26 protein-coding genes are annotated in these 25,064 nt (G+C 46.2%); 8 read left to right on the forward strand and 18 right to left on the reverse strand.

All coding sequences use genetic code 11. The features are described 5' to 3' along the window. Positions 1 to 227 precede the first annotated feature (227 nt). From A7975_RS31680 to A7975_RS35725, 3 genes are all read right to left on the reverse strand, one after another. A complete protein-coding gene (locus A7975_RS31680; protein ID WP_065387782.1) occupies positions 228 to 632 on the reverse strand; it encodes a VOC family protein in 405 nt (134 codons plus the stop codon). Positions 633 to 750: 118 nt separating this feature from the next. Further along, the gene (locus A7975_RS31685; RefSeq protein WP_053377946.1) at positions 751 to 1,698 is read right to left on the reverse strand and encodes a helix-turn-helix transcriptional regulator; all 948 of its coding nucleotides are present in this window, start codon (positions 1,696 to 1,698) and stop codon (positions 751 to 753) included. Then, positions 1,610 to 1,915 carry a hypothetical protein gene (locus tag A7975_RS35725; RefSeq protein WP_141680468.1) on the reverse strand — a complete coding sequence of 102 codons (306 nt, stop codon included), beginning with the start codon at positions 1,913 to 1,915 and terminating at the stop codon, positions 1,610 to 1,612. The genes A7975_RS31685 and A7975_RS35725 overlap by 89 nt, the downstream gene beginning before the upstream one ends. Positions 1,916 to 2,050: 135 nt before the next feature. Here A7975_RS35725 and A7975_RS31690 point away from each other — a divergent pair, with 135 nt between their 5' ends. After that, positions 2,051 to 3,322, forward strand: a complete 1,272-nt coding sequence (locus A7975_RS31690; protein ID WP_065387783.1) for an IS110 family RNA-guided transposase — start codon at positions 2,051 to 2,053, stop codon at positions 3,320 to 3,322. A 694-nt stretch (positions 3,323 to 4,016) separates the two neighbouring features. Here the strand turns inward: A7975_RS31690 and A7975_RS31695 are convergent. From A7975_RS31695 to A7975_RS31715, 5 genes are all read right to left on the reverse strand, one after another. Beyond that, on the reverse strand, positions 4,017 to 5,120 hold the full coding sequence (locus A7975_RS31695) for a GerAB/ArcD/ProY family transporter (protein WP_053376861.1): 1,104 nt from the start codon (positions 5,118 to 5,120) through the stop codon (positions 4,017 to 4,019). A gap of 35 nt (positions 5,121 to 5,155) precedes the next feature. Further along, positions 5,156 to 5,377 carry a hypothetical protein gene (locus tag A7975_RS31700; RefSeq protein ID WP_065387784.1) on the reverse strand — a complete coding sequence of 74 codons (222 nt, stop codon included), beginning with the start codon at positions 5,375 to 5,377 and terminating at the stop codon, positions 5,156 to 5,158. A gap of 5 nt (positions 5,378 to 5,382) precedes the next feature. Next, complete coding sequence (locus tag A7975_RS31705; RefSeq protein ID WP_065387785.1) at positions 5,383 to 6,588, reverse strand: Ger(x)C family spore germination protein; 1,206 nt, start codon at positions 6,586 to 6,588, stop codon at positions 5,383 to 5,385. A gap of 15 nt (positions 6,589 to 6,603) precedes the next feature. After that, positions 6,604 to 8,274 (reverse strand): spore germination protein, encoded by a 1,671-nt coding sequence (locus tag A7975_RS31710; RefSeq protein ID WP_255314635.1) that lies wholly within the window; start codon positions 8,272 to 8,274, stop codon positions 6,604 to 6,606. Between the two features lie 686 nt (positions 8,275 to 8,960). Further along, positions 8,961 to 9,242, reverse strand: coding sequence for a hypothetical protein (locus tag A7975_RS31715; RefSeq protein ID WP_065387786.1), 282 nt, complete (start codon positions 9,240 to 9,242; stop codon positions 8,961 to 8,963). Positions 9,243 to 9,433: 191 nt separating this feature from the next. Between A7975_RS31715 and A7975_RS31720 the strand changes: the two genes are divergently transcribed. Genes A7975_RS31720 through A7975_RS31740 form a run of 5 tightly spaced genes read left to right on the forward strand, consistent with a single transcriptional unit; the run spans position 9,434 to position 11,748 of the window. Further along, positions 9,434 to 9,676 (forward strand): spore gernimation protein GerQ, encoded by a 243-nt coding sequence (locus tag A7975_RS31720; protein WP_065387787.1) that lies wholly within the window; start codon positions 9,434 to 9,436, stop codon positions 9,674 to 9,676. Between the two features lie 12 nt (positions 9,677 to 9,688). Beyond that, entirely contained in the window at positions 9,689 to 10,075 is a 387-nt protein-coding gene (locus A7975_RS31725) for a spore coat protein (RefSeq protein WP_065387788.1), read from the forward strand. Further along, the gene (locus tag A7975_RS31730) at positions 10,072 to 11,208 is read left to right on the forward strand and encodes a zinc-dependent alcohol dehydrogenase (protein WP_053376867.1); all 1,137 of its coding nucleotides are present in this window, start codon (positions 10,072 to 10,074) and stop codon (positions 11,206 to 11,208) included. Before A7975_RS31725 ends, A7975_RS31730 begins: the two co-directional genes overlap by 4 nt. Positions 11,209 to 11,239: 31 nt before the next feature. Continuing rightward, positions 11,240 to 11,440, forward strand: coding sequence for a hypothetical protein (locus A7975_RS31735; protein WP_053376868.1), 201 nt, complete (start codon positions 11,240 to 11,242; stop codon positions 11,438 to 11,440). Between the two features lie 11 nt (positions 11,441 to 11,451). Next, entirely contained in the window at positions 11,452 to 11,748 is a 297-nt protein-coding gene (locus A7975_RS31740; RefSeq protein WP_053376869.1) for a spore coat protein, read from the forward strand. 282 nt (positions 11,749 to 12,030) lie between these two features. Here A7975_RS31740 and A7975_RS31745 read toward each other — a convergent pair whose 3' ends face one another. The 3 genes from A7975_RS31745 to A7975_RS31755 form a co-directional block, all read right to left on the reverse strand. After that, positions 12,031 to 12,375 (reverse strand): hypothetical protein, encoded by a 345-nt coding sequence (locus tag A7975_RS31745; RefSeq protein ID WP_065387789.1) that lies wholly within the window; start codon positions 12,373 to 12,375, stop codon positions 12,031 to 12,033. A gap of 281 nt (positions 12,376 to 12,656) precedes the next feature. Continuing rightward, entirely contained in the window at positions 12,657 to 13,754 is a 1,098-nt protein-coding gene (locus A7975_RS31750; protein ID WP_065387790.1) for an L-dopachrome tautomerase-related protein, read from the reverse strand. 798 nt (positions 13,755 to 14,552) lie between these two features. Then, positions 14,553 to 15,254, reverse strand: coding sequence for a MarR family transcriptional regulator (locus A7975_RS31755; RefSeq protein WP_065387791.1), 702 nt, complete (start codon positions 15,252 to 15,254; stop codon positions 14,553 to 14,555). A gap of 190 nt (positions 15,255 to 15,444) precedes the next feature. Here A7975_RS31755 and A7975_RS31760 point away from each other — a divergent pair, with 190 nt between their 5' ends. Further along, complete coding sequence (locus tag A7975_RS31760) at positions 15,445 to 17,013, forward strand: FAD-dependent monooxygenase (RefSeq protein WP_065387792.1); 1,569 nt, start codon at positions 15,445 to 15,447, stop codon at positions 17,011 to 17,013. Positions 17,014 to 17,526: 513 nt separating this feature from the next. Here A7975_RS31760 and A7975_RS31765 read toward each other — a convergent pair. The 3 genes from A7975_RS31765 to A7975_RS31775 form a co-directional block, all read right to left on the reverse strand. Then, positions 17,527 to 18,723, reverse strand: coding sequence for a GNAT family N-acetyltransferase (locus A7975_RS31765; RefSeq protein WP_141680469.1), 1,197 nt, complete (start codon positions 18,721 to 18,723; stop codon positions 17,527 to 17,529). 146 nt (positions 18,724 to 18,869) lie between these two features. Continuing rightward, positions 18,870 to 19,172 (reverse strand): hypothetical protein, encoded by a 303-nt coding sequence (locus tag A7975_RS31770; protein ID WP_065387793.1) that lies wholly within the window; start codon positions 19,170 to 19,172, stop codon positions 18,870 to 18,872. 12 nt (positions 19,173 to 19,184) lie between these two features. Beyond that, positions 19,185 to 19,385 (reverse strand): YwbE family protein, encoded by a 201-nt coding sequence (locus A7975_RS31775; protein ID WP_065387794.1) that lies wholly within the window; start codon positions 19,383 to 19,385, stop codon positions 19,185 to 19,187. 129 nt (positions 19,386 to 19,514) lie between these two features. Here A7975_RS31775 and A7975_RS31780 point away from each other — a divergent pair, with 129 nt between their 5' ends. Further along, positions 19,515 to 21,314, forward strand: coding sequence for a DEAD/DEAH box helicase (locus A7975_RS31780; RefSeq protein ID WP_065387795.1), 1,800 nt, complete (start codon positions 19,515 to 19,517; stop codon positions 21,312 to 21,314). A gap of 53 nt (positions 21,315 to 21,367) precedes the next feature. Here A7975_RS31780 and A7975_RS31785 read toward each other — a convergent pair whose 3' ends face one another. From A7975_RS31785 to A7975_RS31800, 4 genes are all read right to left on the reverse strand, one after another. Further along, positions 21,368 to 22,240, reverse strand: a complete 873-nt coding sequence (locus A7975_RS31785; protein WP_065387796.1) for an aminoglycoside 6-adenylyltransferase — start codon at positions 22,238 to 22,240, stop codon at positions 21,368 to 21,370. 66 nt (positions 22,241 to 22,306) lie between these two features. Beyond that, complete coding sequence (locus tag A7975_RS31790) at positions 22,307 to 23,023, reverse strand: DUF421 domain-containing protein (protein WP_065387797.1); 717 nt, start codon at positions 23,021 to 23,023, stop codon at positions 22,307 to 22,309. 161 nt (positions 23,024 to 23,184) lie between these two features. Beyond that, the gene (locus tag A7975_RS31795) at positions 23,185 to 23,745 is read right to left on the reverse strand and encodes a maltose acetyltransferase domain-containing protein (RefSeq protein WP_053376878.1); all 561 of its coding nucleotides are present in this window, start codon (positions 23,743 to 23,745) and stop codon (positions 23,185 to 23,187) included. A 62-nt stretch (positions 23,746 to 23,807) separates the two neighbouring features. Beyond that, positions 23,808 to 25,037, reverse strand: coding sequence for an MFS transporter (locus tag A7975_RS31800; protein ID WP_053376879.1), 1,230 nt, complete (start codon positions 25,035 to 25,037; stop codon positions 23,808 to 23,810). Positions 25,038 to 25,064: the final 27 nt, after the last annotated feature.

A 25,064-nucleotide genomic window follows, 5' to 3' on the forward strand; every position in this document is an offset into this window, starting at 1 on the left:
ATCTTGTTCGACTAGTAAAGCCATCGTGTCCTGTTAATGCAAAGAATTTTTTTAAGAATATTCAATCAGAAAAATTAACTTAACGTTTTAATTTCAAGTGATACCTCCTCTGAATTCCGAGAGTCTATTTAATTATTAAAGGAGCGTATGATCACGCTCCTTATTAAGAACTAGGTGGCCATATATTTTACGAATCGTTGCCACTTCCTAAATTGTTTAACTGTCCGTCAACGCCTGCCGCTAAACCGTTTGATCGCTTCCTCGGTCACCGGCTCGAAGAGGTTAACGAGGTTGCCGTCGGGATCGCGGAAAAGCACAGAACGGTTTCCCCACGGCATCGTTGTAGGTTCCTTTACCCATTCATCGACAAATGGCTTCAAGCGCACGTATTCGGATTCGACATCATCGACGCGGAACTCAATAATGACAGTGTGATTGTTGGCCGCTACTACGGAACCAGCGCCGAATAGTTGCGCCGTCTGGGAGTGGCCGATTGCCAGGGTGCAAGATGGCACAACGAGTTCGGCAAAAACGGGCGCGGGGCGCTCTGCCGAAACACCCATGACTTTCTCATAGAACTCGACGAGACGATCTACGTCGTCGGTAATGATGCGTACAGAAGCGAAATTCACAAAATATCATCCTTCCTATAATAAAATAAATGAAACAATAGTATAATATCGTGGGCCAGAACCAACGACTTTACGTTTACATACCCGATTATAAAACAACGCTACTGACAACGTTATGTCAGTAGCGTTTTAACATCTTTTGGGCTTCCTCAGTAATCCTTTTTCTGAATGATTCAGGTTCCAATACGATCACACCCGCTCCCCAGCCAAGCACCCATTTAAGCAATTCATCCAATTGACGAACACGTAAAATCACATACAATCCATCTTGATGCTCTTCCATATCCTCTATATAGTGATAGTTCGATTCCTTCACATTATCTGCGATATCATGGTTAAATCGAAGGCGAACTCGCAAGTGGCGATCATCCGGAGGGGTATACTCCCTTAAGTTGAAATGCGCCGGTAGTTCGAAGCGTTCTTCCAGCTCAATAAGTTTGGTCATTCTGGATAAACGGAAATGGCGGATGTCTTGACGTAGATCGCAACGGGCAACGAGCATCCAAGCTCCTTCAACGAGTACCAGTCCATAAGGAGCGACGGTACGATCACTAAGGTGATTCCCTTTGGAATCCCCAATCCCTTTCGAATAATGTAATCTGATCTTTCGTTCCTCTAATATCGCTCGACGGATCTTTTCGAAATATTCCCTTTCTTTTGACAGCGCGACCCGTTTTCCTGGAGTGAGCAAGCGCAGCGCCTTGCGCACATGAGAGGTCTCGATGCGAACGCTCTCCGATAGAATGGCCTCGATTTTCCTCCGAGCAGCTTGAGCCCTAACACGATACTCATCATCAAATCGTTGCTCGATAAAGTCCGTTCCTATAAGCAAGGTCACGGCTTCTTCTACCGTGAAACTGATCGGTGGCAGGAAATAGCCTTTCATCAAAGAATATCCTGTGCCTGGGGCACCTACAATCGGCACGCCCGCTTCACTAAGTGCCTGAATGTCACGATAGATGGTCCGCACGCTGGTTTCAAATAGGTCCGCCAAATCTTCGCCCCGTATCACTTCTCTGCTTTGCAGCTCCAAAACGATGGCTAATAAACGGTCTGTTTTGTTCATTGGCTGCCCTCCTTGATTTGCCGTATAGGGTATGGTCGCCGGATTCCTCCATCAGGATCATCCGTTTGACCGCTCTCATAACGTCCTTGTCGAAAGGCAGCGTCTCATCGATCAGCTTGCCAAGAAACTCGACCTCCTCTAGCGGAGAAATGCGCAGCGAGCTGTTGCGCCAGAACTGAGACGCCAGACTTGTTTCAACAAACAGATCATACCACATTTTGTTAAACTATCCTGCCCGTTAGGATTCCTGTAGAGCGTTAATTTTGCGCTTTGCATTAAAACGAGCGACTCCGGTACGATGGGGTAGTCACGGGTCATAGCCCTTTAGCCATCTTAAGGAGGTCGCTCTATTTTGAATTTTAAAGCGCAAACCAAACAAAATCAACTGCTCGAACGCATTTCAATCCAGCACCTTGTCGTCGGTATCGACATCGCCCAGCAGTCCCATGTTGCTCGCGCTGTCAACTTTCGTGGAATCACGCTTGGCACTCCGCTTCACTTCTCCAACAACGATGCCGGCTTTAGCCAACTGCTGCAGTGGATGAAGGATTTACAGGAAACGCACCAACTAAACATCACCATCATCGGTATGGAACCAACTGGCCACTACTGGCTCAGCCTCGCCGCCTGGCTCAAAGACCGAAGCCTCGAAGTCGTGTTGGTAAACCCTCATCTCGTCAAAAAGAACAAGGAAAACCGAGATAATACTCCCTCCAAAAGCGACATCAAGGATGCCTTGGTTATCGCAGACATGGTGAAAAACGGCTACTACTCGGTCATTAAAGATACCGGTGAAGTGTTCATAGAACTGCGAGTGCTCATGGCGAATCGAGAGACCATCGTCCATCGTCTCGTCAGCGTCAAGAACCAGATCCACCGTTGGGTCGACATTGTGTTCCCCGAGCTGCGGCAGGTATATAAGCACCTCATTGGCTCCGGGTCCCTCGCTACACTTCGTCTCTTTCCAACGCCTGCCGATCTTCGAAAGTTAACCGTTCGCCAGGTAATCGACGGCTGGAAAACAGTCATGAAACGGCATAGCGGTGAACGAAGAGCTGGTGAGCTACTGGCGCTGGCAGCTCGCTCCGTCGGCGCCAAGCATGCAGAGAAAGCCTACAAGCTTCATCTACAACAACTGCTGGCTGAATATGATCTGGCTATGGATCAGTTGCAGGTCATCGAGGATGAAGTCGAGGCTACATTGGTCCGGATCCCGCTTGCCGGTCCGTTGATGGCCATTAAGGGTATGAGCATCTTGTCAGTCGCCGGCATTCTGGGTGAAGCTGGCGACCTCAGTGGCTATACACATGGCAATGCGTTGTTGCGGCATGCCGGTCTCAACCTAGCTGAAGCAAGTTCAGGTAAGTGGAAGGGCCAAATGTCCATCAGTAAACGTGGTCGACCAAGACTTCGACATGCCCTGTTCATGGCAACCATGGCCCTCATTATGAACGATGAAACGTTTAAACGACAGCACGAAGTGAATGTAAAGACGAAAAGCATGAAGCCAATGCGCTCAGTGATGAAGCTTTGCGGCAAGCTGGCTCGCATTCTGGTTTCCATAGCTCGCAGCGGTGAAGCTTACGAACCGAATCGAGCTCTGCCTATGAAACAGGTTGCTTAATCGCTTCACGCTCCGCACAAAAACTGGCTTATTCATAGGATTTCAAGATTGCACGGAGTACCGGATTGCATTAAACAAAAGGGCATAGACCCGTACCGTTAGGATTACCGGCCTCCACCCTCTGGATAGGCGTAACGAAGGAATGAAAGGGCATAGACCCGTCGAGAAATGGGAGTGAAAGCCTCCGGAGGTGCGTGGAGCAGCGTGCAGCAGATCAATAATAAAGGAGCGAAAACTCGCCCCTTCTGTTCCCGTATGCTCGCCGGATGCCCATTTAGACGGCTATAGCCCCATTCTATCCGGCTTACGATTTATCTTCTAGTGAAATCCTGCGAATAAGCGAGTATTCGTGAGAAAACTGCATCGTACCGAGGGAGCTTAATCAAGCGTATAATCACTGCCTAGTTGTATCTACTACTTCTGTAATTTCTATGAACTATCGTTTATCTTTAAAGATGAGAATGCGTAATAGATAGCTTCTGAAGCATATCATATCCTCTTCCCCAAAATGATTTAGCAATGTCATATCCAATTTATACATTTTCATTTTCCAAATCCAAAGAATTATTACCACAAGAACCTATGATTTCATTGGAATCCATTTTAATTATGGAGAAACGAATAGCTTGCTGTCTTGAGATAGGTCATCAAGCAAAGAGAAGGAGTGCTTTTATATGCTGCTACTTTGCGGCTTTTATTGAACTTGAATGGCTGTACTCTTTCTCTTTCTTATCAAGGATAAAAGCCAGGTCAGAAGCGGTAGTACAACCATAAAGGTTAAGGAGTACGCAGGCCAAACCTTCTGAATAAAATTCATGACATAAACTATGTTTGTGCAGGTAGGTTGTACCATTGCCGTTATCAGCATGCCTATAGGTATTGTCAAAAAGGTATACGAATTGAATTGAAGCAGCTGACTTGTGCCAACAGTTACCGCAAAGAAGGTTATAATGAGCTTGAAGGTAATGGTTACGAACCATAAACCGCCTACAATAACCTCCAGACGTTCAAGAAAATTACCAATACTAATTTTTTTGGCGAGCGTGAAGGTCGGGTACATGCTGGATTCTGTTAGACTGGCTCCAAGTACAAGAATACATACTAATATAATAATGATAAGTACAATCCCAGCCAGGAGGGTACCGACAAAAAATGCGGGTGCCTTCTTTTTCGAGACCTTAACGAATGGGTAAATCATCATCAGAACGATATACTCCTGCAGACTCATAAACGGATAAGAGCCTTCCAATGACGGAATCAGCCCGTTTTCCAAAACCGGCTCAATTTTTCGTATTTCAATTTCCGGCAGCAGCATTATAATAACCATTACCAGCAGCAATACGATCCAAGGAAAAAAGACTTCAGCTCCCCGGGCTATGACGACTAGCCCCTTACGCGTAGCTAAAATAATTACGATCATCAAACAGCCCATAATAAAAACAATAGGCGTCTCCGGCATCACTTCCGTCGTTAGGAAGTATCCAACGTCCCCGAGCAGCAGCACGCTTAATACAAAAAAGTACGATAAGTATAATACGGAAACTGTCTTTCCTAGCCATTTTCCAAAAACCAGTTCATTAATCTCAATAATTGTCCTATTTGGATACTTTTTTGATAATGTAACATAGACTATAACCGGTAAAAAGCCTGCCAGAATGCCAATGATGCTTGAAATCCAGGCATCCTGCTTGGCAACGGCCGCAAGGGCAGCTGGCGCGATGAGAATAGAGGTTCCAATACCAAAAATAATCACTAAAATCGTAAATTGATGGACACCGATTGTCTCACTTTCTTTCATGATAAACCTCCTTTCTCTTCAGATCACTTTATCCTTCACCTTAGAACCAGCCCGAGCCATTCATAAACAATTGTTATCCATTCGAGCGGGTTTGGAAGAGCTGCATGAATGATTTGCATAGTATAAACGGTCAGCGAAATGACCACCAGTAAACTAAATATCAGCATCTCTTTGTATTTCTTTGATCTGTGCAGTTCAGGCATCTCTGACCAAACAGCATAGATGCCGATTACAGCGGCTCCTACCGTTACCCACATGTGATCTACTTCCTTACTTTTGATTTAATAGGCTGGTTAATGGTTCCAATTCGTCGGATGTCGATATGCACGTCCACTTGCACGGTTAAGTGCATAAAAGTAGAGTCCCAGTCCTGCTTCCACTTCTTCCACTGCTGTGGGTATGCCCTATGAACGGTGTCTCCGAAGCCGAGAATGTCGGTTTTATATCTTGATTGGGTCGTATCTACCACGCCCTTAATAATCTCCACAATACGCTGCTCGGTCATCCTCTCGATCCGAGGAATGGTGGTGGGGTCCAGCATATTGATGTCACAGGAAACATCTCCTACATTACCCTCCCCATGGACATCAACTATTATTTTCGGCTCTCCCTTTTCTGTCAGAGTTGCCTTGACAGCTGTTTTTGTTCGAATGAGTTCCACCTCTATTACACCGCCACTGCATGAGTTTACGATGATTGTGCTCTTCACTTTTCCCTGGATGTAGTTATAGCCCTGACTATCATTTATGTTCAACCATCCCACGAGCTTGTCTTTACGAAAAACAGCAAATCCGTCGTACACCATAATCGTTTTCGTATCTGTCAATTGAAGATTGGATAATTTTTGCCCTTCGTTATGAGGTCCTTTCATAATTATTCCATTCAGAGCAGGATTTTTTCCGTCATTTTCTAAATCATTGATCAGCATATCCAAAGACACTTTGCTCGTAGAAGCCCATGCTTTTTCGCCTACTTCAAGCGAGGAATACAATTTACTCGCAGGGATTTTCTCTTGGGGTGTTAAAATGTCCAGCATAGCCTCTGCTTTTCCATTTTTCGCTATGACTATGGCAAAGTCAGTCCGCAGCTCATGGTCCCTCGACAGATAATCAATGGGTTCTGCAATTCCTTTCCTCGCGAGCTCCTCCCCGATGACCAGCATTCGCAGGTGAGATAAATAAATTTTACGGTTTAGCTTTAGCGTTAGCTTTCGGAGTGCCTCAAAAATTGAATTTCCTTCCGCACGAAACGTCGTTACCGGAGTTCCACCGGACCCCGATGTTTTTTTTGAAGCAATCTCGCCGGGATTGACAACTTGTACCGAAACCAAAACCCGGCCTTCCCTCGCTTCGTCCAGTCCCATGGCCACCGCGATAGACATTTCATTTAGCTCCCTGCGATTCCAGCAGCCTGTCACCAATATCATTAATCCGATTATGAATAGCCCTTTACAAATCCTAACCGCCATTAAAGCCCTCCCGCGTTATGAATTGGAATTCTCCTCAGATTCTTTTTTTAAAGATGGATCTTTGTCCGAACCCACTCTGGTGAAATTTCTATCTTTGATGTAACTAGGTCTTGTGAACATAGCCCATCTAGGCACACGGAGAATGACATCCTTTTGGTCATTTAAATGAAAAGGAGCAAAGCCGCTCATATAAGGCAGCCCGAAGGATACCAGACCGCATAAGTGAAATACGGCAGCTAACAGGCCAAGTAAAATACCAAAAAAACCTAGGGAGCCAGCTAATATCATCATAAAGAAACGCAGCATTCGAAAAGAAATGGCTATGCTGTATGACGGCAGCACAAAGTTGGAAATCGCGGTTATCGCTACTACAATGACCATAGCCGGGGAAACCAGACCCGCTTCAACAGCTGCTTGGCCGATGACTAGCGTACCTACGATGGATACAGCTTGACCGATCGTTTTCGGCATCCTTACACCGGCTTCACGTAATATTTCGAATGTAATTTCCATCAATACAGCCTCTACAAAAACAGGGAAAGGAACGCCTTCCCGGGCTGCTGCCAAACTCATCAGAAGCTGTGTCGGAAGAACCTCCTGGTGGAAAGTAGTGATCGCAATATAAAGCGCTGGCGCTAGCATCGTAATGCCAAGACTAACGTATCGGATTAGACGTATAAACGTAGCGAAATCCCAGCGCTGGTAATGATCTTCCGAGGCCTGCAGAAATTGAATCAGCATCGCTGGAGCAATTAGCACAAAGGGAGTACCATCTACAAGAATAGCAACCCTCCCTTCCAACAGCTCCGCGGCGACAACATCGGGCCGCTCAGTGGTGTAAATCAGCGGAAAAAGAGTGAAGGTTTTGTCTTGTATAAATTCCTCGATATAGCCGCTCTCCAATATGCCATCGACATCTATGGCTTTCAATCGCTTCCGCACCTCGTCGATCACCTTCTGACTTGCAATACCATTCAAATACATGATGGCCACGTCCGTTCGAGTGGATCTTCCGATTTGCATGGTTTCCATCCATAAATTCGGATCCTTAATACGACGGCGAATCAAGCTCGTATTGGTTCTAAGTGTCTCATTGAAGCCGTCTCGTGGACCTCTAACGACTGGCTCGTTGCTCGGCTCCTCAATTCCGCGATCCTCCAACTTACGAGAGCCTGCGAGCACCCCGTATTCCCAACCCTCTAATAAAATAACGGTATCACCGAGGAGTATCGCTTTAAGGATAGCAGTCATATTGTCTGCCCTTTTTACCGATCCGGCAGGAAGGATCAGACGATCCATAAAATCCTCCCCATCGACTACTAACCAATGGAGCTCTTGATTCGCATGATCGCGCACAGCAGTAACTATGGATTCCAGCATTTTGGGCGCATCGGAAATCCCCTCAAGAAACAAAACAGCCGCAGACCGGGAATCCTTTTCACCCATTTTAAAATACCTAATAGTCAGATCCGTACTGTTGCCCAGCCGATTCGCAATCCAATCTATATTAGTCTTAATGCTAATGTGTACCTTGATTTCAGTGTCGACCTCTTCCCACCAGCTATGCGATTTTTCAACAGGAGAACTTGTGTAGTTACTATGCCTCTGTTTATTAAATAGCTTTATGATATCCCTCCTAACCTGTGGACGTTTATAATAGCGATTAGCAGAATTAGGATTACCAATTGAGGGAAAAATACTCACAGCCATAATCATAAAAGGAAATAGCATACTTTACCGCATAATTGGACTAATGCACGCACGATGTAAATTTCTTAGGGATACAATCTGATATCCTAAATCTTTGAGGAGCCTTGCTGATCAGTATAAAAATAATCATGCTTTCGCATACAAGGTGAACACATCATAAGCTCATTGGTTAGCAGTATTGTGATTGTTTCTTCTGTGTCGAAGCCCCAGGCAGCTCAAAAAAAGCAGCAGCTTAATGTGTAATGCGATTACAAGCGAATGATTTTATGATTCGCATGTTTTTGTTAACCAATGTTCCCAGTTGCCTTAAACGGGAGAAGTCAAATTCCGGCAAATTGTATAAATTGGGCTCCACTGCTCAATAATATCCGGATTCCAATTAGTTTTTTGAAAATGTCCGAGACATCTCAAAAAACAAAAAGCTTCGGCACAAGCCGAAGCCTTCTGACGGTGACTCTCTGTGTCAATGGCAAATACGTTCCTCCGAGCTTCAAAGCAGGTTCTTTGCCCATGCGGAGAGTATCGGCTAAGATAGCAAAACATCATCGCAGCGTCTACTCGACATAGACAGACGGTCATACCTCGACATTAGTAAGCCTGACTCCACTTGTATCCGAAAAAGAAGGAGAATCTCTGCCAAGCCTATCTGCGCCAAGCCCGTTTTATTGTTGGTCCGGTAGACGTAATGCGTTTTCTGAAGTTTGTGCTTGATCTAAAAATTCCTCTGCTTGGGTCAATTGCTTCCGGGCCGTCTCCAAAGCTTGTGAATTTGTTGCCGCATTAGATTCACTTAACGAGTTTATCGCCTGATTTAAAGCCGTTTGCGCCTCAGAAACCGCGTTAAATGCATGCTGCTCCAGCGTATTGCCGCTCGAGTTAAGTGTACCTTCTGCTGGCTTTCTTGCATTTTCGGTGGCTAGATCAATTTTGTTTTCATTAGGCAAAGCGAGTCATCCTCCCTTGAGCAAAGATCATTAATTTATACAGAAATAAGTATGCGGATGAGATTTTGTTTATATTCCTGCGACTGCATGGGAATATCCGGATCCCACATTTCCGGCAATCAATTTTAGTATAAGATCCGGTGCGTCGGAAAATCTAACGTTGATAAAAAAAAGGAGGTGATAATTTCTCAATGAATACGCCAACGCTAGCGCCGCACGAATCGATGGAACTACATGAAGCGTTAAACTTTAAAACGCTCTGCCTCGCTAAGTCAAAACTTATGCAAGGCTTGGTCTTTGACCAAGAGCTAAAAGCGTTAATGCAGAAAGACGTAATTCAATCCACACAACAGATTACAGAGCTGCAAGCAATCTATTCAAGAGCTCCTTTCCAAGCGCCTGTTCCGAATAGCCCGACACCTATAACACATTAAAGGGGAACGTAAATGAATACCGATTATTTAGACCCGATTAATTCATTAAATATGCCAGAAATGGCAGATATGACTTTTGCAATGGACTTCCTTCTTCGTGCCAAGGAGGGTGTGCGAAATTTGTCCATCGCCCTGACGGAAACGGCTTCTCCGGATGTAAGAGCGCTGCTGCGCAATCATCTTAAGCAGGGGATTGCAATGCACCAAGAAATCACGGAGCTCATGATTCGCAAAAAATGGTTCCATCCTTACGAGATGAACGAACAGTACCAACTCGACCAGCTTTCGGCGAAAAATACGGTGATGATCGGGCAGATGAATTTGTTCCCGGGTGATACGTCTCGTAAAGGGATGTTTGATCGGACCCCAGATGAACATATTGGAGGACATAAAGCATGAAGGCGGTAACGTATCAAGGGATTAAAAATGTCGTAGTCAAAGAGGTACCGGATCCGAAGATTGAGAAACCGGACGATATGATCGTAAAGATCACCAGTACCGCCATATGCGGTTCCGACCTTCACCTTATTCACGGGATGATCCCTAACCTTCAGGAGAACTATGTCATCGGGCATGAACCGATGGGGATCGTAGAAGAGGTAGGCCCAGGCGTGACAAATGTAAAGAAAGGCGACCGTGTGATCATCCCATTCAACATCGCATGCGGAGAATGTTTTTTTTGCAAAAATCAGCTGGAAAGCCAATGTGACAACTCAAACGAACACGGGGATATGGGCGCATATTTCGGCTACTCCGGAACGACCGGCGGATACCCTGGCGGGCAAGCCGAGTATTTGCGAGTCCCGTTCGCAAATTTTACCCACTTCAAGATTCCCGAAAACTGCGAACAACCGGACGAAAAGCTAAGCTTGATCGCCGATGCCATGACGACGGCATTCTGGAGCGTAGATAACGCCGGCGTAAAGAATGGAGATACGGTCATCGTGCTCGGCTGCGGTCCGGTCGGACTTCTGGCCCAGAAATTCTGCTGGCTGAAAGGAGCAAAGCGGGTCATAGCCGTCGACTATGTCGATTACCGCTTACAGCATGCGAAGCGAACGAACAATGTGGAAATCGTAAACTTCGAACAGGATAAGAATATCGGCAACAATCTCAAGGAAATGACCAAAGGCGGCGCCGATGTCGTGATTGATGCGGTAGGAATGGACGGCAAGATGAGCGATCTCGAATTTCTAGCCAGCGGTTTGAAACTGCAAGGCGGCACCATGAGCGCATTTATCATTGCGTCTCAGGCTGTCCGCAAAGGCGGGACTATCCAAGTCACTGGGGTATACGGCGGACGCTATAACGGATTCCCGCTCGGCGACATCATGCAGCGCAACGTGAATATCCGTTCCGGTCAAGCTCCGGTCGTTCACTACATGCCGTATATGTACGAGTTGGTTACTTCGGGCAAAGTGGACCCTGGAGATATTGTTACGCACGTCATTCCGCTCAGCGAGGCCAAGCGCGGCTATGAAGTGTTCGATACGAAAACGGACGATTGCATCAAAGTCATCTTAAAGCCTTGAATATGGATAGATACATGGGAGGACAATCCGAATGAATTCCAATTACGCTTTGCATGAAATGCTGGAGGTTCATGAAATGGCTGCGTTCAAGACGGTTTGCATGACCAAATCCAAAACCATGCAAGCTCTGGTAACCGACCCGGAGCTCATGCAAATTTTGCAGCAAGACGTGCAATCTTCACAGCAGCACCTTCAGGAGCTCGGTGGAGTGCTGTCTAAAATGACCCTATAGGAGATAATAACATGAATACAATATTAGAACACATGACAGGGCTTCATATGCTGACCGATGACGTGATCGCAATGGATTTTTTGATGAACGCCAAGAGCGGAGTCAGAAACTACGCCATGGCCGTGACCGAATGTGCCACTCCCGAAATCAAGCAAATTTTGATGAAACAGCTCGACGAAGCCATAGACTCCCATGAAAAGATAACAATCTACATGATGCAGCGGGGCCTATACCATCCCTACCATATTCCAGAGCAAATTCAGCTCGATCTGAAAAACATTCAGACCGCTATGAACATTCCGTCCTGACACCGTATTTCGTCCCGGCAAAACGCGCAAAACCACAATGGTCGTGCGCGTTTTTGATTTTAGCCGGAGACTTCAGAGAATAAAATGTTCTCCGTGTCAAATACTATCACGTTTCGCGGGAACTTTCTTTTCGGAGTGGTTCCCGGGAAGAACTCAAGTTGTTGATTAGCTTGTGTCATACGTTGTTCGCCCCTGGTTAGAATTGAAAATCCCCTACTCCGTAAGCGGAATAGGGGATTTACTTTGGGATCTGCTGGGCCAGCCAAGATTAAATTTCAAGGTCTAACGAGTTTTGGGATGCGTACAGCAGGACGAAGTATTCGTTGTCGCCGAGTATACCGATCCTGTAGTATGCCTGCGGCCCTTCAGGTCGAAAAGCTCCACAAAATCTAGCCACTGGTCACAAAGGCCTCCCAGCAAACCAACTGGTTTGAGGTCTATGTCGCCTTCTTCCAGTATTCCCATGTGGATGTGCTGTTGAGGTTCAAGCGTGTCGTGGTCATTGCCGTCCTCAGCTACCTCACCAAAGAGGGCTACCCTTTCGCCTTCGAGATGTTCTGTCAGGCCCGAGTACTGCTCGTAGTTTCCCCTTAGGTTGAGAATGTACGAATAACTTCTAATGAGCATCTGGGGTGATCTTCCTAGTACTTACTAATCAAAAAAAGTCATACTGAATCTGGAGATGGAGTTCAATGTGGAGAAGGGTGTTAATGTTCAAATAGAGGAATAATGCTAAAGGCAAAACTAGGGAAGAACCCATATTTCTCAAGGGTCCTTCCTTATCAACAGATAACAGCCTCTTTATAATAGGGCAGTTGCGGGAATATATACAATTTTACAAAAATATAGTTTTAACTGAAAAAATAGGCAGCTCCCTGATGAGGGATAGCTACCATCGGTTAAAATTATTATGAAAAGGTAGGAGCAGGGAATTCATCAATTCTCATACGAAGTAAACTATATGGTTTTTCCCGCAGGTCTCTTCCATAATGAAATCTCGCCTGCCGATGTAATTGATTCACAATGACATATAAGTATTGATCGGGGCCAATCGAAAAAGTATCCGGCCATAAAATTCTCGGGTCATGTGCGATGGTTTCCATTGCACCATTCGGCAATATCTTCCGGATACTGTTGTTTTCATAGTCTCCCGCATAAACGGTGCCGTTTGCGCCGGTGATCATTCCATCTGACGCACCTTTTTCCCCCCAATACTGCACAAATTGGGATAAATTCATGTCCTGTATCCTTCTGTCTCTTAGGGCTTCTGTTGAGATTGAGAACAGTTGACGGCTGGTTAGCGGAGCATAAAATAAAACCTTTCCATCAGGAGAAATCGCTAAACTATCGGAAGCCAATCTAAATGGGTAAGTCGAGCCGTCCGGGTTTCGATTCATCAAAACTTCACCTTCTACTTTCGGTAAAAAATAGGGATCAGGCGAAGTTGATATTGCCCCATTTAAACGTCTAAACGCGTTCCCATTTTCTAAATCAACGACGATAATAGCCCCTGGCCCTCTGGAAGAAGAATCCGTTATATATGCATAGCCTGCTCTTCCAACCCGAAAATCCAACCGGACATCATTCAGATAAGTTGTTGGCAAGACAACATCTTCTGTAAAGGTATATACTCTCCTTATTGTATTCGTGCTTAAATCAACAGCAACTAATTTTGCTCCCCCTTGAATAGGTTCAGAAAAATTTGGTGCCCCTGTATCTAGTACCCAAAGTATTCCTCTTCCATCAGCAACGATACTTTGGACACTGACGAAAGACATTTTAATATTACCGGTATTAACTATATTTGTTTCTAAACTGGGATAAGGCTGCATTTCACCCTCAACAATTTCCGCCACAGTAAATTGAACGTCGTCTCCCCATTTCGGAAAGCAAACAAAAATACGGCCGGTTTCGGAAACGCTGACACCTGTAGGCATAGCCCCATAAAAAGCATGCACCAGTTCAAACTGCCCAAAATATTTTTCCATAGGTAACATAGGTTGCATGATATCCTCCTCATCAAATCCGAACGGATATCAACTATATATGTTTAATTTTTTTTGTAGTGCCTGGTTCTTGATAAATTTTTCTATCGTGATGAATGCTGTTGGTTTCAACTTCCCATTATTAAAAATGTTGGTTTTATTAACGCTAAAATGAAATTATTTCAGAACCTCTTTTACTTCTGATATGGTTCACCGCGAATGATCTTAAACTATCCTCCCTCATTGGAGAAACGTTAACTCCGTATTTCTTCATATTAGGAATGCTGCCCGTAGTTAATTTAACGAACAACGGCAGCCGATCGTGAGGCCGGCTGCCTTTCATTCTCCTAATTTTGAAAGTCCCTGCGATAATTGGCCAGAATACTAGTCGGGATGGCTCGTAGCGGTAAAGCCTACATGCCACATAAAACGTTGCCACTCTTACAAGCAGCTTAACCATACAACCCGTTTCGTTGTACGAGTTTTGGCTTATTCGCAGGATTTCAAAGAAAGCACGGAGTACCGGATTCATTAAACCAAAGAGCAACGACCCGTTAAGACATGGGAGTGAAAACCTCCAAGGGTGGCGTGGAGAAAGCTTGCAGTAAATGGAAGTATATAGGACGGTTTTATCCCTCCTCTATTCCCGTGCGCCTTCATGTTACCGAAGTCTAACAGGGTGTTCCCTTCATGTCTTCCCCCTTACTATCCGGGCGAAATCCTGCGAATAAGCGAGCATTCTTGAGAAAATCATATCGTACCAAGGGAGTATAACAGATTAATCAATTATTAATTGTTCAATCTTAATTTGTTGAAGCTTTAATCCTCGTACACTGAAAAAAATACATCTTTAAGAATCGCTTTCGCTTTCTTTAAGTTACGGGAATCCAGCTTATTGAGCAACTCAATGACTTCGTTGATATCGTCAGAATACGTTGTTGCCTTGTCAATGTCTGATTCTACTTTCGTATGCGACGCACTTTTACAGAGTGGGTTTGATTCTTCGTTTGTCTCCGAATGAATCAAAGAAGTGTGCAAAGTCTCTTGAATAACATTGACTAGAAATCGCAATTCATCTTCGTTATATCGTTTTAATAAATGATTGGCCCCAATATCAATTTTTTCATGTAGCGTTCGATGTAAAAGGTTAATCTCTTTTCCTAATTGTGTGGTGCGAAACAGGATTTCCTTTCTATTATCAGGGAGATATTCAAAAATAATAATTTTTTTATCTGCAAGTCTTCTCGTGATTTTAGAGACATTCCCTTTTGAGAATCCGAATTGTTTTGAAATTGTAATACCATTAACAGGCTCAAGCTCACCAATGGCACTAAGCACATGCAGCATCTTAACAGTCATATCTTTCACCAGCTGAGCGATTATAGGAGTAGGACTATTCTGAATAAGCCATTGTCTTTCTTGGCCATCGTCTCTTTGGAATTTATTTTGTAGATCGTTTACTGACACAATCAAATCTTTAATTAATCGATCCTTATTTTGTTTCCCCGATTCGTTTAACATTTGTTTTCCTCCGATATTAGTTAAGCTAAAACCAGTATATCAAGAGTGAATGAGCAATTAAAGTTTCCACGAAACATTATTGACGTAAACAGCAAGCTCCATGTATTATTGTTTCTAGGAAACATAATGTTTCATAGAAACTAAAATAAGAATCATTTTGTTTATTTTTGCACAGAAAGGAAACTACACAATGAAGAACTTTGAATTAGTAATCAAGTCATCAAATACCGATCACCAGGATATCGATGTTCTTATTGCCGGTGCTGGCCCAACAGGATCAACGTTGGCAGCAGACCTTCTACGTCGAGGTCTTCGTGTTCGAGTGATTGACAAGGCACCACACGCATTCAAAGGCTCCCGTGCAAAGGGAGTTCAACCTCGTACTTTGGAAGTCTTTGAAGACCTCGGGATACTTGATGAGGCGCTCGCTGAAGGAGGAGCATACCCTCTTGCTGGCCTCCATTTTGGGCCGTTCACATTGCCGTGGCGTATGATACAGCGGAATAAATCGTCTCCAAGCGTACCATACCCAAACACTTTATTGCTGCCGCAACTCCGCACCGACGCCATCTTGCATCGCCTGATCGAGCGCCGTGGACTTAACATTGAGTTCGGCACTGCCGTGGAGAGCTTCGAACAAGATTCCGATTGGGTGATTGCGAAGCTCTCTTCTGGGGAGAAGGTCCGCTGCAGATATTTGGTTGGGGCCGACGGAGGCTCAAGCACTGTTCGCAAAGCTGCTGGTATTGGGTTCGTCGGAGAGACCAACGAATCCGACAAATGGCTCATTGTCGACGGTACAGTTGACAAACTGGCACGCAACCGATGGCATATGTGGCCACGTACACATGGTAAGTCGGTCGCAGTATGCCCACTGCCCCATTCCGACCAATTCCAAATCATGATTCGGCTGAAAACTGATGAGACGCCTGTCCTCGATGAAGCAGCATTGTCAGATCAGTTCTATACTCTCACTGGGTTCCGGTTACATGGCATCACCTGGTCCTCTGTGTTCCGACCCAATATTCGGCTCGCGAAGCACTACCGGGCAGGCAGAGTCTTCTTGGCTGGCGACGCCGCCCACGTTCATACACCTGCCGGAGGGCAGGGGCTCAACACCGGCGTGCAGGATGCATACAATCTCGGTTGGAAATTAGGGCAGGTCATCTCCGGAGCTCCCGACAGTCTCCTCGACAGCTACGAAGCTGAACGGCAGCCGATTGCTGCTCATGTTCTTGGTAAATCAAATGAGCTTTACTCCGGCATAGACAAGCGCTCACTCTCCAGCCTAAAGCGTGGAGATGAGGAACGACAGCTCATAATTTCATACCATGCCGGGCCGCTCGCCCCTGCAGACACCGCAGTCACCAAGACCTTGCAAGTGGGAGACCGAGCTCCGGACGCACCTTGTATCGGTCCTGGTGGGATACGACGACTCTTTGACCTATATCAAGGCCCCCACTTCACTCTTCTTGCCTTTGGAGCCAATGCCTCCAAGGAACTTCCTGGGCTGACATGGCCTACCGATGGAGCTGAATTGCGCCGATACATTGTAGGCAATGGAAGTATCGACGACACTTCCATTAAAGACACCACAGGCAATCTTCAAAAAATTTACGGCATTACCAGTGACATGCTGGTATTGATACGACCTGACGGTTACATTGGAAACATCATCTCGAACAACTGGCAGGGTGCTTTTGATAATATATCCAAAACGATCACCCCATCACGGTCCAATGCGATTCATTCAAACTGAAGGTTTCATTCACAGCTAGATTTTCACTTCCCAAAACAAGTATGTATCTATTGCTTTCACAAAAGGACCTCAAGTTCCACTGTAAAATGGAGCCTGAGATCCTTTTTTTCGAAGAAATTCAACATTAACTAGGACTCCAAAGAATCAAATTGGCTTTTAGGACAGCCACTTGTCGTTGCGTTATTCTTCCCGTTCGTATTATGAGGTCCCAGAAATAGCTTAATAAAATGAGAAGGTCACTGTAGCATCTGCTCATGTTAATGTATTATTTTCGACTATCGTATCCCGTCATGATGGGGAACGATAGTGCAATGACAACAGATTGTCAATAATTCGGCACTGGATTAGTACCAAGTTCTATCGTTTATGGTGATATGTTCTCGTGGTCTGACACCAGTTCACAAAATAATCCTTCCTTCTCATGCTGTTCTTCTATGTTGTTTAGCTTCCCATACAGCAGCTCGTCCCATTCCACGAGCTGTGCATGATACGTTTTCTTTACTACGTTCACCGTTAGTTCTGACTAACGCGGTACCAATATTCATACTGCTGCACATAACCAATTTTGTCGTAAAGCCGATTGGCTGCCGCATTATTTTTTACAACGAGCAAATAACTCTCCTTCGCTCCGCGTCCTTTGCCCCATTGCAGCAAATGTAAAATAAGCTGCTCTCCGTACCCTTTATTCCGTTTGCCGGTATCGGTGACGATATCATAAAGGCCAACGAAGCCGTCTTCCAGCACTGCAAACCCGCAAGCGACCGGAATGCCGTTATCATGCAAAATCGCAAAGCACTGCTCAAGCGGCGATTGCTCAAGCATTTTTCGAGTGATATCCTTCTGTCCGTCCGTTAACCCGCTAAATACGCGTAATGCATCCAGCCAAGCCTCTGAAGGATGCTGCTCTAGCCAGACATCTCCATTTGAGGGAGAGAGCACCTCAGATAAATGTACCGTTTTCACAACCGTTTGATCGATAAGCTCATAACCGCGTGCGGCTAATTCATCATCAAGTGAGGCAGGCTGGCTGAACGGGGTAATTTTGAATGCCGTCCGGATGCCCTCCTGCTCATACCTTTTCTCGCAGGCGCGGATTTTGGCATCCAGCTCCAGCGTATGGCCATAGATCGGATTTATACTATTTGATCGCTTCGTATACCCTTCCGCAAATCGCTGCAGCCAGCCGTCATATACGACCGTTTGCAGGGCAGGCCAGCCGTTCAAGCTCATTTCCTCGATTCGAAAATGCAGCAGGCGCTTAATCGGCTGGATATGATGCTGGTCATGCCATATAAAATCGTTCATATAATGCGACATTTGGAACGGATGCCCGTCAGCATCCACATATGACGCTTCATATTGCTCGTTCGTAAGTTCAGCTATCGCATCAATTATTTGCTTACGGCTCTGAACCGCTTGCTCCGTTAGCTCCGCAATCGAGGTTGCTTTCCCATATGCCTTCGCGCCTTCATTGAACTGATCATAATCGAGATGCTTAACCGTGAGCGGCACCCCCTCGGCTGCCCTCGCAATTGCATCCTTGTAGAAATAATCATCCCATCGCAAAATATGCGCCACAACCTCACGAACGGTCCATTTTCCGGGTGCCACGCTTTGATTCCATATCCGTTCCTCATACTTCGCCAAATCCGTTACAAACGTAATCCATTCTCCAAAGGCATGAAGCAGTTGTTCTTTGTTTTTATCCATTTGCAAGTTCCCTCTCCCCTAAAAAATGTAAACATTTCCATCTGATACTTTTATAGTACTGGATTCAACGTTTACAAGCGAGAACATTTTTTGTGTTCGCAGCAAAAAAAAGCCGCTCCATGAGCAGCCATTTGTACTACCTATCCTCATAGCATGCCGAATCTCTCAAGCTGCTCGTATTGGTTCGCCTGCTTTAGTACTTCAATTTGCTTTGGTCCAAGCAGATCAAAATGCGGATACTCTGATCGCGCATGAATATAACGAGGGTTGAGACCATGATCGAGACACCAGCGCGACAGCTTCGTCATATCGGAGCAGCCAACCTTCGTTACTGTCCGCATGTTCGGAAATCGGGGATCCAGCCAGTAATGAGTAAGAAAAGCAATTTCTCCATGAGCTACAGCCGACTTCCACTGCTCCATCTCTTGCCTCTTTATGCCAAATGCCATAGTCGCCCTCCTTTATGGCTGAGCAATAATATTTTTGACGCGTCCAACTTGGCCGTCCGCCAGCCTTACTTTAATGCCATGCGGATGCTTCGGCGAATTGGTCAATATATCCTTCACGACACCTCGTGTCAGCTTGCCTGTACGTTGATCTTGCTTCAATACGATATCGACCTCAAGCCCTGCTCTAATGGCGGAGCGCTCTGTTCCATTCATTCTCTAACCTGCCTCTGCTGCTAATAATGTTGGTTTATAGCATAGCATATACAAAGTAAAGATGCACATTATAAGGACAGCTGTTATACTTAACATCAAACGATGTTTACGAAAAGAGGAAATGTATTAATGTCTAACGCATTTAACGCTTTGGGTATCATTCCCAAGCTAAGCGAATTGCTGCACCAAGATGGAATTACCGAGCCGACTCCGGTTCAAAAGCAAGCTATCCCTCTCCTGCTTAATGGACAGGATGTCATTGCACAAGCACAAACGGGCACAGGCAAAACAATCGCGTTTGCTTTGCCTATTTTGCAACGAATTAATATAGAGAAAGAGCAAGTGCAGGCGCTTATCCTTACACCAACAAGGGAGCTTGCCATTCAAATAACGAGCGAGCTTAAAAAGCTTGTCCCTGCTGTTGGCGTTAGCGTGCTTGCTGCTTACGGCGGCCAAGACGTAGATGCTCAAATCCGCAAGCTGCAGCGTTCGCCTCATATCGTCGTTGCAACGCCGGGCCGTCTTATCGATCATATGAAGCGTGAGACCGTCAACCTAGGCAAGCTGCAAATGCTAGTCCTTGATGAAGCGGACCAAATGCTTCACATGGGCTTCCTGCCAGATGTAGAAAGCATAATCTCGCAAACGCCGAAGGCTCGTCAAACGATGCTGTTCTCCGCTACGATGCCTGATGCTATTCGCAAATTGGCAGCTGATTATATGAAAACGCCAGTCGACATTCGCGTTCGCAGCACGAACGTCACGCTGGACAGCATTACCCAAATCGTATACGAAACGACTGATCGCAGCAAACAGCAAACGTTGGTGCATTTGCTTGAGCAGCATCAACCGTATTTGGCCGTTATTTTTTGCCGGACGAAGGTTCGCGCGAAAAAGTTGAACAAAGAGCTGCAAGAAATCGGGATTGAATCCGATGAATTGCATGGCGATCTGACGCAAGCCAAGCGCGAGCAGGTAATGAAGCGCTTCAGAGACGCGCGTCTTCAAGTGCTCGTTGCGACTGACGTAGCTGCGCGCGGACTTGATGTTGAAGGCGTAACGCATGTGTACAACTATGATGTTCCACAGGACGGCGAGCTGTATATTCACCGTATCGGCAGAACCGGACGCGCTGGCCAAGAAGGTGCTGCAATTACACTTGCAACGCCGTATGACAAAAACCATTTGCTGCTTATCGAGCAAAGCATTAACGCTAGACTTCCTCGCCGTGCAATTGACAGCGAAGGCGTAGAGACAGCTGTCCGTTCCCAGCCTGGCGATCGTCCTGAAAAAGGCCGCCGTCCTGCAGGTTCTGACAGCGGCAGAGGCGCCGCTCGCGGCGGCAAGCCTGCTGAAGGCGGACGTCGCGGCGGACGCTCCGGTCAATCGGACCGCGGCGCTAAGCCAGGCGGTCGCAGAGGCCAGCGCGAGACGGTTCGTCCCGCAGCAGGCAAACGTACCGGAAGAACAGCGGAAGTTCGCGGTGAAGCTGTGGAAACAGCTGGCGAAACATCCGGCTGGGCAGCTCGCCGCGGCGAGCGGTTCGATAACGGCAGCGCACCACGTGGCGGCGAACGCACGGGCAATCGCGGCAGCGCGCCTCGCGGCGGCGAACGCTCCGGCAATCGCGACACAGCAGCTCGCGGCGGCGCAGGCCGCAGCGGCTTTGGAAGCCCGCGCGGAGCTGAGCATGTTGCAGGCCGTGCTGCTTCTTCGGTAGAGAGCCCATGGGAAGCAACGCGCAAGGATGCTAAAGCAAGCAACGAGCGCGGCGCCGTACGCGGCAAAGCACAAGCTGGCGGCCGTGGCGGTCAGCGCGGCAATTCTTCCGCAGGCGGTCGCAGCAGTTCACCGGCAGGCGGACGCGGCGGAAGCTCGCGTGGCGGAAGCTCTTCAAACAAACCGCGCGGCGGCGGTCGCAGTCGCTAAACCATAAGAAAAGCAGTCTCCGGGATGTAAATTCACCAGAGACTGCTCTTTTTTTACGATTTCACAGCAGGAGCCAGGCTTCTTACACGCTCCAGATAGGCTGTCATATTTTTATCTTCGTTATGAGGATAGCTGTAGGAAAATGCTTCTGCAATTTCCTTGGATAACGTTCTAAACAAGTCGCAGGCTGCAAATATGGAATCCCACATATGTTCATAGCTGCTATCCGAATACGTTGCTTTATACAACTCCCAGTACGGCCCCGGAAGATCATTTTTAAAATACTTCCCCATCTTTCCCGTAGAAATGCTAAAATCATATTTCATGCCGATCCACCAGGAAACGACCTCGTCCAATGATTTTTTGGATGGCTCAAACATCTGCTTCGCATAAGGCAATTCATCTCGCCATATTCCTTTGGCAACGTTTTGCAGACACCACCAAAACTCATTGTTGATGCCTATGTACGCTGCTTCTGTTGGTCTCTTAACATGGTAGTCGATATCTGAGGGCGCTGGAATGGACGGCAGGCAGTTGTCCTTATCCAATAGCGGCACCGTGAGCTTATCCTTTACATAACCCTCAAGCATAGATTCTTTCGTTTCAATGTGAAGGTCGATCCGATTTCCGTCTTTAAACAGCATCAAATAGGTATAGGAACGATCAAAATCCATCTTCATTCCAAGGCTCTCATCAATTTTATCAGGCTCATGAATGATGATTAGCTCCCCAAAAACCTTTATCCACGACTCGTCTTTCACAAAAGAAGACGTCTCCGTGACCACGTAAACGATATCATAATCCTGAAATATATCTTTGGGAACATTCGGATTCGTCCTCGAACCGTTCATGTATGCAGCGCGGATACGTTCGTCTTTTTGCGCCACCTCCAAAATCAAATCAAACATTTCCTTTTCACTTCTCATTCGTGTTCACCCCCATCATTATCACAATTCGTTTATGCAAAAGAAAATACCTGCCTGTCGCCGTTTTTAAATCTGAAAAGATATTTTCCGATCACCCTTTTCTTCAAACCGCGGAATCGCCTTCAATACACCGTCAGTAGTCCATTCAGCGAGCGCCACTGACCGAACCTCCGGGTAACCGAGTTGCTCCAACTCCTGAAGCAGCCACTTCTCGTCACGCTTAATGGCGGCAAGCCCCTCATGTTGTGGAACCCCGTCCTCAACCAGAATGTGCGGCAGATTTGGCGGATTCGACTGGAGATTAAGATCGCCGCGCTGCACGGTATCAAACGCCGATTTTTTCAAAATGCTGAGTGCTCCATTCGTTTCGTAAACTGCGTAAGCTACATCGCTAAGCGAGAAAACATCACGCTGCCTCAGCATCATTCGCAGCTCGTCAAATGCCATATTATTGCGGCGCAGCGCTTCCATATCGATTTGTCCATTTACAATCAGCAGCTCTGGTTTACCTTCGAGCTGTCTGCGCAGCGCTTTGCCGAACTCCATGATTTTCTCGAAAAAATAAGATAGTCCAGCCCAAAGCGCCAGCGCGAATATAAGCATCCACACAGATACGTTCTCGTCGTAAATCGTATTGCCGACAATTTCGCCCATTATCATCGAGGATACGAAATCAAAGGGAGAAAGCTGGGCGATTTCCCTTTTGCCAAGCAGTCGCGTCAAACACCATAGTCCGGCAAACGCAACAATCAGCTTTATCAGTATGGGCAAATAGTTTTCCATTGCGGCTGCCTCCTCTAAACGTTTATCATTCATTACCCCCATTTAGAGAAAAATAACTTTGTTTTGAGCGGAAAATAAAACAAATCGGCAGCCTCGGACAAAAAAGCCCAAGACTGCCGCTTCTATTCGTTCATCATCATTTTTCGAAAACTTAACGGTTTCTATTGTTCAATACCTTTAAGTATTTTCGCTGGGTTTCCGCCTACTACAACGTTATCCGGTACATCCTTCGTAACGACCGCACCGGAGGCGACCACGACATTGTTGCCTATTTTAACGCCAGGATTAATGACGGCTCTCCCGCCTATCCAGACATTATGGCCAATCGTTACCGGCTTGCCGTATTCAGCGCCCGATATTCTCTCTTTTGCATTCAACGGATGGGTTGCCGTATAAATGTGCACCCCTGGCGCTAGGAAGCCATTATCGCCAATATGAATTTCACAAACATCCAGTAAAACACAATCAAAATTAGCGTAAAAATTTTCGCCGACATGAATGTTGTAGCCATAATCACAACGGAACGTTGGTTCAACGTATAGATTTTTTCCGGTTGAGCCAAACAGTTCCTTGAGCAGTTCTGTTCTTTGGTTATCTTCCGTTTCAAGCGTTTGATTGAACAGTCGAGTCAACCTTCGAGCATTCAGCCTCTCATTCATTAATACCGCGTCGCTCGCCAGATAAAGCTCGCCAGCCAGCATTTTCTCTTTTTCGGTCTTCATGCAAAAACAGCTCCTATTTATTGAATTCCTTTATTCCGAAAGAAGCAAGATGCAGCTTATGCTTAATGAACCGTAAAGCCCGATGTTTTCTCTTTTAAAATACCCTTTCTTTTCAAGAAGGCATTCAGCCTCTCTGAGAACAAAAGCATAACTACAGCAGACATGACGATAAATGTGGGGAAAATGCCGATTGTTAAATAGGAAGCAAGGAAACCAAGTATCGGAGGCATAAACGTGCTTCCCGTGTAGGCTACAGCCATCTGATACCCCATTATCGTCTGGGAGTGCGTTTTCCCGAATCGTACCGGCGTTTCATGCAGCATGCATGGATAAATCGGCGCCAGCCCTAATCCGACGATCATAAAGCCTGCAAGGGAGAAAACAGACGGCAATGGCAAGAACATTAGCGCTGATCCGACCAGAGCCGTAATTTGCCCAGCACGAATGAGAATACGGTTGTTTACTTTGAAAGTAATAAAGCCGGTAATCAGCCTGCCTATCGTAATGCCCGCGTAAAATAGCGATACCCATTGCGCGGCTGTCGCTGCGGGCAAATCCTTCACATTGACAAGGAAGCTGCTCCCCCATAGGCCCATCGTTGATTCGACGCCGCAATAAAACAAAAACGATACGAGAGCCAGCTTAACTCCCTTAATTTGCAAAGGTTTTACTTTTTCGGAATGCAGCTCCTCTTCACCCTCATGCAAATCTGCAGCTTCACTTGAATTAACGCTGCTCCCTTTTGAAACCCGTTTCCATAAAGGCAGCGTGATGAACAGGATAACAACTAGAGCAAACTGAATATATGCAACTGTAAGGTAACCGTCTCTCCATTCGTTTTGACCTGAAATAAACTGAGCCATAATGACAGGCCCGAATGTAGCCCCCACACCCCAGAAGCAATGCAGCCAGCTCATATGATGCGCTTTGTAGTTGGCAGCGACGTAATTGTTTAATCCCGCATCCACCGAGCCTCCGCCAAGACCAAGCGGAATGGCGCATATCATTAACCAAACAAGCGATGGGGAGAGGGCAAAACCAAGCAAAGCACCGGCTGTCATGATACAGCTGACAAGTGCCACTTTGCCCGTTCCGAAGCGCTTAAGCACCGTCCCGCTTGCCAGACTGGACACGATCGTACCGGCCGCAATGATCATAAACAGGACGCCGGCAGTCTCAAGCGGCACTTCAAAGTCCAGCTGCATGACAGGCCATGCCGTTCCGAGCAATGAATCAGGCAATCCAAGGCTTATAAAAGCCAAATAAATAATAAATAAAAAGAATGTAGCCATGCGTTTCACCTGTTCCCTTGTTTCATT

Origin of the sequence: Bacillus sp. FJAT-26390 (genome assembly GCF_001682865.1) — a bacterium.
Lineage (GTDB): Bacteria > Bacillota > Bacilli > Paenibacillales > Paenibacillaceae > Pristimantibacillus.

Bases quoted from the DNA above. Each gene is read 5' to 3' on its own strand.
- A7975_RS31800 (WP_053376879.1), bottom strand. From the start codon at position 25,037: ATGGCTACATTCTTTTTATTTATTATTTATTTGGCTTTTATAAGCCTT.
- A7975_RS31740 (WP_053376869.1), top strand. From the start codon at position 11,452: ATGAATACAATATTAGAACACATGACAGGGCTTCATATGCTGACCGAT.
- A7975_RS31770 (WP_065387793.1), bottom strand. From the start codon at position 19,172: ATGGCATTTGGCATAAAGAGGCAAGAGATGGAGCAGTGGAAGTCGGCT.
- A7975_RS31780 (WP_065387795.1), top strand. From the start codon at position 19,515: ATGTCTAACGCATTTAACGCTTTGGGTATCATTCCCAAGCTAAGCGAA.
- A7975_RS31755 (WP_065387791.1), bottom strand. From the start codon at position 15,254: ATGTTAAACGAATCGGGGAAACAAAATAAGGATCGATTAATTAAAGAT.
- A7975_RS31725 (WP_065387788.1), top strand. From the start codon at position 9,689: ATGAATACCGATTATTTAGACCCGATTAATTCATTAAATATGCCAGAA.
- A7975_RS31775 (WP_065387794.1), bottom strand. From the start codon at position 19,385: ATGAATGGAACAGAGCGCTCCGCCATTAGAGCAGGGCTTGAGGTCGAT.
- A7975_RS31735 (WP_053376868.1), top strand. From the start codon at position 11,240: ATGAATTCCAATTACGCTTTGCATGAAATGCTGGAGGTTCATGAAATG.
- A7975_RS31705 (WP_065387785.1), bottom strand. From the start codon at position 6,588: ATGGCGGTTAGGATTTGTAAAGGGCTATTCATAATCGGATTAATGATA.
- A7975_RS31785 (WP_065387796.1), bottom strand. From the start codon at position 22,240: ATGAGAAGTGAAAAGGAAATGTTTGATTTGATTTTGGAGGTGGCGCAA.
- A7975_RS31720 (WP_065387787.1), top strand. From the start codon at position 9,434: ATGAATACGCCAACGCTAGCGCCGCACGAATCGATGGAACTACATGAA.
- A7975_RS31730 (WP_053376867.1), top strand. From the start codon at position 10,072: ATGAAGGCGGTAACGTATCAAGGGATTAAAAATGTCGTAGTCAAAGAG.
- A7975_RS35725 (WP_141680468.1), bottom strand. From the start codon at position 1,915: ATGTGGTATGATCTGTTTGTTGAAACAAGTCTGGCGTCTCAGTTCTGG.
- A7975_RS31685 (WP_053377946.1), bottom strand. From the start codon at position 1,698: ATGAACAAAACAGACCGTTTATTAGCCATCGTTTTGGAGCTGCAAAGC.
- A7975_RS31700 (WP_065387784.1), bottom strand. From the start codon at position 5,377: ATGTGGGTAACGGTAGGAGCCGCTGTAATCGGCATCTATGCTGTTTGG.
- A7975_RS31795 (WP_053376878.1), bottom strand. From the start codon at position 23,745: ATGAAGACCGAAAAAGAGAAAATGCTGGCTGGCGAGCTTTATCTGGCG.
- A7975_RS31765 (WP_141680469.1), bottom strand. From the start codon at position 18,723: ATGGATAAAAACAAAGAACAACTGCTTCATGCCTTTGGAGAATGGATT.
- A7975_RS31760 (WP_065387792.1), top strand. From the start codon at position 15,445: ATGAAGAACTTTGAATTAGTAATCAAGTCATCAAATACCGATCACCAG.
- A7975_RS31745 (WP_065387789.1), bottom strand. From the start codon at position 12,375: ATGCTCATTAGAAGTTATTCGTACATTCTCAACCTAAGGGGAAACTAC.
- A7975_RS31750 (WP_065387790.1), bottom strand. From the start codon at position 13,754: ATGCAACCTATGTTACCTATGGAAAAATATTTTGGGCAGTTTGAACTG.
- A7975_RS31695 (WP_053376861.1), bottom strand. From the start codon at position 5,120: ATGAAAGAAAGTGAGACAATCGGTGTCCATCAATTTACGATTTTAGTG.
- A7975_RS31790 (WP_065387797.1), bottom strand. From the start codon at position 23,023: ATGGAAAACTATTTGCCCATACTGATAAAGCTGATTGTTGCGTTTGCC.